5 protein-coding genes are annotated in these 6,525 nt (G+C 74.7%); all 5 read left to right on the forward strand.

Going from position 1 to position 6,525, the window contains the following annotated elements; translation table 11 throughout:
• Positions 1-119: 119 nt before the first annotated feature.
• On the forward strand, positions 120-1,169 hold the full coding sequence (locus AB0J86_RS07355; RefSeq protein ID WP_363853952.1) for a Gfo/Idh/MocA family oxidoreductase: 1,050 nt from the start codon (positions 120-122) through the stop codon (positions 1,167-1,169).
• Positions 1,166-2,278, forward strand: a complete 1,113-nt coding sequence (locus AB0J86_RS07360) for a zinc-binding alcohol dehydrogenase (RefSeq protein WP_363853955.1) — start codon at positions 1,166-1,168, stop codon at positions 2,276-2,278. Before AB0J86_RS07355 ends, AB0J86_RS07360 begins: the two co-directional genes overlap by 4 nt.
• A gap of 97 nt (positions 2,279-2,375) precedes the next feature.
• The gene (secA2, locus tag AB0J86_RS07365) at positions 2,376-4,670 is read left to right on the forward strand and encodes an accessory Sec system translocase SecA2 (RefSeq protein ID WP_363853958.1); all 2,295 of its coding nucleotides are present in this window, start codon (positions 2,376-2,378) and stop codon (positions 4,668-4,670) included.
• A 242-nt stretch (positions 4,671-4,912) separates the two neighbouring features.
• Positions 4,913-5,650 (forward strand): GAF and ANTAR domain-containing protein, encoded by a 738-nt coding sequence (locus tag AB0J86_RS07370; protein ID WP_363853961.1) that lies wholly within the window; start codon positions 4,913-4,915, stop codon positions 5,648-5,650.
• Positions 5,651-5,805: 155 nt separating this feature from the next.
• A partial coding sequence (locus AB0J86_RS07375; protein ID WP_363853964.1) for a DUF2231 domain-containing protein occupies positions 5,806-6,525 on the forward strand: 720 nt, incomplete at its 3' end.

Below are 6,525 nucleotides of genomic sequence, written 5' to 3' on the forward strand. Positions count from 1 at the left end.
CGCGGGGGAGGTTTGCCATCCCCCCGGTAACGGGGATGCCCCCGCCGGACCGGTCGCCACGGCACGGCACCGGTCACCGGGGACGCCGGTGGCAGCGACGACGGGGGCGGTGTGCGCGGATGACGGGGGCGGATGGGCGCGGGTGCCGGCTCGGGCTGGCCGGCGCGGGCAACGTGGCCCGGCGCCACGCGGCGGTGCTGTCCGGTTTCGCCGACGTCGAGCTGGTCGGCGTCGCCGACGTGGTCTCCAGCAGCGCGCGCCGGCTCGCCGCCGAGTACGGCATCCGGGCCTTCCCCGACCTGACCTCCCTCGTCGAGACCGGTCTGGACGCGCTCTACATCTGCGTGCCGCCGTTCGCGCACGGGCAGGCCGAACGGACGGCCGTCGAGGCCGGGCTCCCGATCTTCGTGGAGAAGCCGGTCGCGGCCGACCTGGGCACCGCGTCCCGGATCGCCGGGCTCGTGGCCCGCCGCGCGGTACCGACCTCGGTGGGCTACCACTGGCGGTACCTGGACGGGGTGGAGCGGGCCCGGGACCTGCTCGCCGGCCGGCCGGTCCGGGCGGTACGCGCCGCCTGGCTCGACCGGACGCCGTCGGCGCCGTGGTGGTGCCGCCGCGACGCCTCCGGCGGCCCGGTGGTCGAGCAGGGCTCGCACCTGCTGGACGTGCTGCGGCTGCTGGTCGGCGAGGTGGCGGAGGTGATCGCGTACGGCGACGGCACGCCGCCACCGGTGCCGGAGGCCGACATCGACGGGGTGACCGCCGCGATGCTGCGCTTCACTGGCGGGGCCGTCGGCACGCTGATGTCGGCCTCCGTGCTGGACTGGCGGCACTGTGCCGGCGTCGAGATCGTCGCCGACGGGCTCGTGCTCACCCTGGCCGAGGACGAACTGGTGGTCCGCGACGGCGACGGCGTGCGGCGGTACGGCGCCGACCCGCGCGCCGCCCGCACCGCCGTGGACCGCGCCTTCGTGGACCTGGTGCGCGGTATCGGGGACGACGTCCGGTCGCCGTACCCGGACGCGCTGCGGACCCACCAGCTGGCCTGCGCGGTCGCCGAGTCCGCGCTCACCGGACGTCCGGTGCGGCCACGCGCGGACCTGCCCTCCGCCGGGGCGCGGACGGGGCCGGCCGGCGCGGCGGCACCGCCCCTGGCGGTGCGGCCGTGAGCGACCGGGTGGTGGTGCTCGCCGGGCCGGGCCGGGTCGAGCTGCGGACCGAGGAGGCGCAGCCGCCGCGCGAGGGGACGTTCCGGGTGGAGACCGTCTACAGCGGCGTCTCCACCGGTACGGAGCTGAGCTACGTCAAGGGGACGAACCCGCACCTGCGCGGCGGCTGGGACCCCGAACTGGGGCTGTTCCGCCCCGGCGTGGCGGCCACGCCGTACCCGGTGACCCGGCTGGGGTACATGGAGGTGGGTCGGGTGGTGGCCAGCGCTACTCCGGCCGTCGCCGAGGGCCTGCTGCTGGCGATGGCGTACGGCCACCGCACCGGCTACCTCGCCGACCCCCTCGTCGACCGGTTCGTACCGCTGCCCGACGACCTCGACCCGCTGCTCGGCGTCTACGTCGCCCACCTGGGCCCCACCTGCGCCAACGGCCTGCTGCACGCCGCCGCCGACCTGTACGGCCCGAACGCCCGCGAACTCGGCGACGGGGTGCGCGGGCGACGGGTGGCGGTCACCGGGGCGGGCGTGGTGGGCCTGCTCACCGCGCTCTTCGCCCGGGCGCACGGCGCCGCCTCGACCGTGCTGCTCGACCCGACCCCGCGGCGGCGGGAGGTCGCCGCCGCGCTCGGGCTGACCGCGCTGGACCCGCAGGAGCAGGACGTGGCGCTGCTGCTGAAGTCGGCGTGGGCGCACGGCAAGGGGGACCGGGGCGCGGACGTGGTGTTCCAGTGCCGGGGGCAGGCCGGGGCGCTCCAGCTGGGCCTGCGGCTGCTACGGCCCCAGGGCACCGTCGTCGACCTGGCGTTCTACCAGTCCGGCGCGGGCGACCTGCGGCTGGGCGAGGAGTTCCACCACAACGGGCTGACCGTGCGCTGCGCCCAGGTCGGCCGGGTGCCCCGGGAGCTGGCCGCCAGCTGGGACCGTGAGCGGCTCTCGCTGGAGACGATCGGGCTGTTGCGCCTCTACGCCGACATCCTGCGCCGCCACGTCGTCTCCGCCGTCGTACCGTTCGACGAGGCCCCCCGCCTCCTCACCGACCTGGCCCAACGCCGCCGTGACGAGACGCAGGTGATCTTCGCGGGCGACCGCGCCGACGAGTGGTCCGGGTGAGGGCGGCCCGGTCGCGGGACCGCCCGCCCACGCGGGCGCGCGGGCGGGCGCGGGGGGTGGCGCCAAAATCGGCCACCGTCGCGTACCGTTGCGGCTCATGGGTGTGTCGCAACGTCTCAAGACCAGATTCCGGCGCTTCCTCCAGCGACCGGGCAGCACGGTTGATCTCGCTCCGCTGGAGAAGCTGCTCCCGGAGATCGAGGCACGCGAGGAGGAGCTGGCCGGGCTCGACGACGAGGCGCTGACCGAGGCCGCCGGGCAGGCCACCGGGTACGTGGAGCTCTGCGCGATCGGTCGGGAAGCCGCCCGGCGCGGCCTCGACCAGCGCCCGTACGACGTGCAGCTGCTCGGCGCGATGTCGCTGCTCTCCGGCAAGGTCGCCGAGATGGCCACCGGTGAGGGCAAGACCCTGACCGCCACGATCGCCGCGTACGGGCACGTACGCCTCGGCAACGGACCGGTGCACGTGCTCACGGTCAACGACTACCTGGCCCGCCGCGACGCCGAGTGGATGGAGCCGGTGTACCGGCTGCTCGGCCTCAGCGTCGGCTGGGTGAACGAGTCCTCCACGCACGAGGAGCGCCGCGAGGCGTACTCCCGGGACGTCACCTACGTCTCGGTCAGCGAGGCCGGCTTCGACTACCTGCGCGACCAGCTCGTCACCGACATCGAGGACCGGGTGCAGGTCGAGCTGGCCACGGCGATCGTGGACGAGGCGGACTCGATCCTGATCGACGAGGCGCGGGTGCCGATGGTGCTGGCCGGCGCGGTCCCCGGCGAGCAGGACCCGGTGCACGCCGCCGCGGCCCTGGTACGCGGGCTGCGGGCCGGCCGGGACTACGAGGTCGCCGAGGACGGGCGCAGCGTCGCCTTCACCGACGCCGGCCTGGCCGCGATCGAGGCCAAGCTCGGCGGCGTCGACCTCTTCTCCGACGAGCAGACCGAGCAGCTCTCCGCGGTCAACGTCGCGCTGCACGCGCACGCCCTGCTCCACCGCGACGTCGACTACATCGTCCGCAACGGCGGCGTCGAGCTGATCGACGAGATGCGCGGCCGGGTCGCCCAGCGGCGGCGCTGGCCGGACGGGCTCCAGGCGGCCGTGGAGGCCAAGGAGGGCCTCAACGCCACCGCCGAGGGCGAGGTCCTCAACACCATCACCGTGCAGGCGTACATCGCCCTCTACAAGACCGTCTGCGGCATGACCGCGACCGCGGTGCTCGTCGGCGACCAGCTGCGCGAGTTCTTCTCCCTCGAGGTGGCGGTCATTCCGTCGAACACCGAGTGCATCCGGGTGGACGACCCGGACCGCATCTACGCCACCCGGGCCGAGAAGGAGGAGGCGCTGATCGACGAGATCAAGCGCGCCCACGAGGTCGGCCGCCCGGTGCTGGTCGGCACCCTCGACGTGAAGGAGTCCGAGGGGCTCGCCGCCGGCCTGGCCGCCGCGGGCGTACCGTCCGTGGTGCTGAACGCGAAGAACGACGCCGAGGAGGCGGCGATCATCGCGGAGGCCGGCAAGTTCGGCGCGGTGACCGTCTCCACCCAGATGGCCGGCCGGGGCGTCGACATCCGGCTCGGCGGCAGCGACCAGTCCGACCGGGACCGGGTCGCCGAGCTCGGCGGCCTGTACGTGATCGGCAGCGGCCGGCACGACAGCCGCCGCGTCGACGACCAGCTGCGCGGTCGCGCCGGCCGCCAGGGCGACCCGGGCGGCTCGGTCTTCTTCGTCAGCCTGGAGGACGACCTGGTGGTGCGGCACGCCGGCGACGCCGTCCCGCCGTCGCCGCGGATGAACGCCGACGGCCTGGTCACCGACGAGCAGGTGGACTTCGCGGTGGAGCACGCCCAGCGGGTCGCCGAGGGCGTGAACCACGAGATCCACCGCAACACGTGGCGGTACAGCCAGGTGATCGAGCAGCAGCGCAAGGCGCTCTCGGAGCGGCGGGAGCGGCTGCTCACCAGCGAGGTCGCGGCGATCATGCTGATCGACCGGTTCCCGGAGCGGACCAAGGAGATGGACGAGGACATCCTCTCCCGGGCCGCCCGCTCGATCGCGCTCTACCACCTGGACCGGCTCTGGGCCGAGCACCTGGCCGAACTCAGCGAGGTGCGCGAGGGCGTACACCTGCGCGCGCTGGGCCGGCTCGACCCGCTCGACGAGTTCCACCGGGCCGCGGTACCGGCCTTCAACGAGCTGATCCCGGCGATCGAGGCGCGGACCGTGGAGACGTTCGAGGAGACCGAGTTCGACGACGACTGGCAGCCCGACGAGGCGTCGCTGGTCCGGCCGAGCGCGACCTGGACGTACCTGGTGCACGACAACCCGTTCGGCTCGGAGCTGGACCGGCTGATCGCCTCGGTGGGACGGCGGCTCAGCTCGCGCTCCCGCTGACCGCGCGCCGGTCGCCGCGCGGCGACCGGACCGGCCCCAGATGCTGGCGACCACCCCGTGAGCTGGGCCCCTTCCCGTCGTTGAACCGGGGAGGGGCCCGGCCCGTTCTGCGGTTTGGCGGTGGCCCGGCGGGGTAGTAGCCCGGGGCCGAAAAGACGCGGGGAGAAAATGACCATGAGACAGGCGAGGCCACGAGCGGGACGTACCGCGTCGAACGCGGTGGTGGCGGGGGCTCCGGCGCGGTGAGGCCGGAGACCAAGGAGATCACCACCGAGTCCCTGGGCGTGTTGGAGACCGCCGCGCTGCTGCGCGAGCTGACCGCCGGTCTCATCGCCAGCAGCGACTTCGACGCCGCGCTGGCACAGCTCGCGCGCACGAGCCGGGACGCGATACCCGGGGTGAGCTGGTGCGGCGTGACCGTACTGCGGGCCGGCGAGCCGGCCTCGGTCGCCACCTCCGACGTGCACCGCAGCGACCTGGACCGGTTGCAGTACGGCGCGGACGGACCGGCGATGACCGCGATCCGGCAGCGGGAGATGATCCTCGCCGAGGACCTGCGCCGGGAGACCCGCTGGCCCCGGTGGACGCGCCGGGCCCTGGCGCTCGGCGTGCACGGGGTGCTCTCGGCGCCCGTGGACATCGACGACCAGGTCATCGGCTCGATCAACCTCTACTCCGGGCGGCCGGGCGTGCTGACCGCCAGCCGGCAGCTGACGGCGATGCTGCTCGCCGAGCACGCGGGGCTGCTGCTCGCCGCGGTGCGCGACCGGGCACGGCAGTCCGAACTCGCCGGTGAGTTGGACGAGACGCTGGCCGGCGGGGAGGTGATCGGGCAGGCGATCGGAGTGATCATGACCCAGCGCCGCTGCTCGGCCCAGGACGCGCTCCAGGTCCTGCGGAGCGCGTCGGCCGCGCTGTCGCTGCCGCTGCGCGAGGTCTCCGAGCGGCTGGTCGGCTCGGCGGCCCGGCCGCGCGGCTGAGGCGGCTGGTCGGCTCGGCGGCCCGGCCGCGCGGCTGAGGCGGCTGGTCGGCTCGGCGGCCCGGCCGCGCGGCTGAGGTGGTCGATCAATCCGTTTCGGTATCGTGACCCACGGGTACGACCCGATGGACCGGACAGACCCGGGAGGGGGCCATCGTGGACAGCCGGCTGAGGGTACAGGGCCATTCGATCCAGCCGATGCTGGTCACGTTTCCATACGGGTTGTTCGTCTGGGCCGTGATCTTCGACCTCAGCGACCTCGTCGGCGGGCCGGCGTTCCTCGGCGAGCTGGGCTACCTCACGGCGGTGGCGGCGCTGGTGGCCGCCGCGCTCACCGCCGTCGCCGGCATGGTCGACCTGTGGGACGTGCCGAACGACCGTACCCGCCGGACGGCGATCACGTTCAACCTTATCAACGGCGCGGTCGCGGTCCTCTTCGTCTTCTGCTGCCTGGTCCGGTCCCGCTCGCCCGAGCACGCCCCGACCGGCGGGACCTTCGCCGTCGAGCTGCTGGCGCTGGCGGTCGGCGCGGTCGGGGTACGGCTCGGCACCGTGCTGGTGCGCCGCTTCGACCGGGACCGCACCGAGGCCACCACCCTCGACGCGCTCGGTACCGCCTCCCCGGCCCCGCCCCGCATCGCCTTCGGCCGGGCCCGGATGTCCCGCCTCGCCCGTGGCGTGTTCGTCCCGGGCCAGAGCCGGCGCACCGGCCGGGTGGCCCGGGGCGCGAGGGCCGGGGGCGCGGCGGTGGGAAGCGCGGCGGTGGGGAGTGTGGCGGCGGACCCGGGCGCCGTTACCGCGCCCGTCGAGGAACGCACGGTGCCGCTGCCGCGTCCGGGCCGGTCAGCGTCGGCCCGTGTGACCGCGCCGTCCCGT

Source organism: Micromonospora sp. NPDC049559 (genome assembly GCF_040676675.1).
Lineage (GTDB): Bacteria > Actinomycetota > Actinomycetes > Mycobacteriales > Micromonosporaceae > JBFAPK01.

Excerpts from the sequence above, each read along its gene's own strand:
- secA2 (WP_363853958.1), top strand. The coding sequence starts at position 2,376 with ATGGGTGTGTCGCAACGTCTCAAGACCAGATTCCGGCGCTTCCTCCAG.
- AB0J86_RS07355 (WP_363853952.1), top strand. The coding sequence starts at position 120 with ATGACGGGGGCGGATGGGCGCGGGTGCCGGCTCGGGCTGGCCGGCGCG.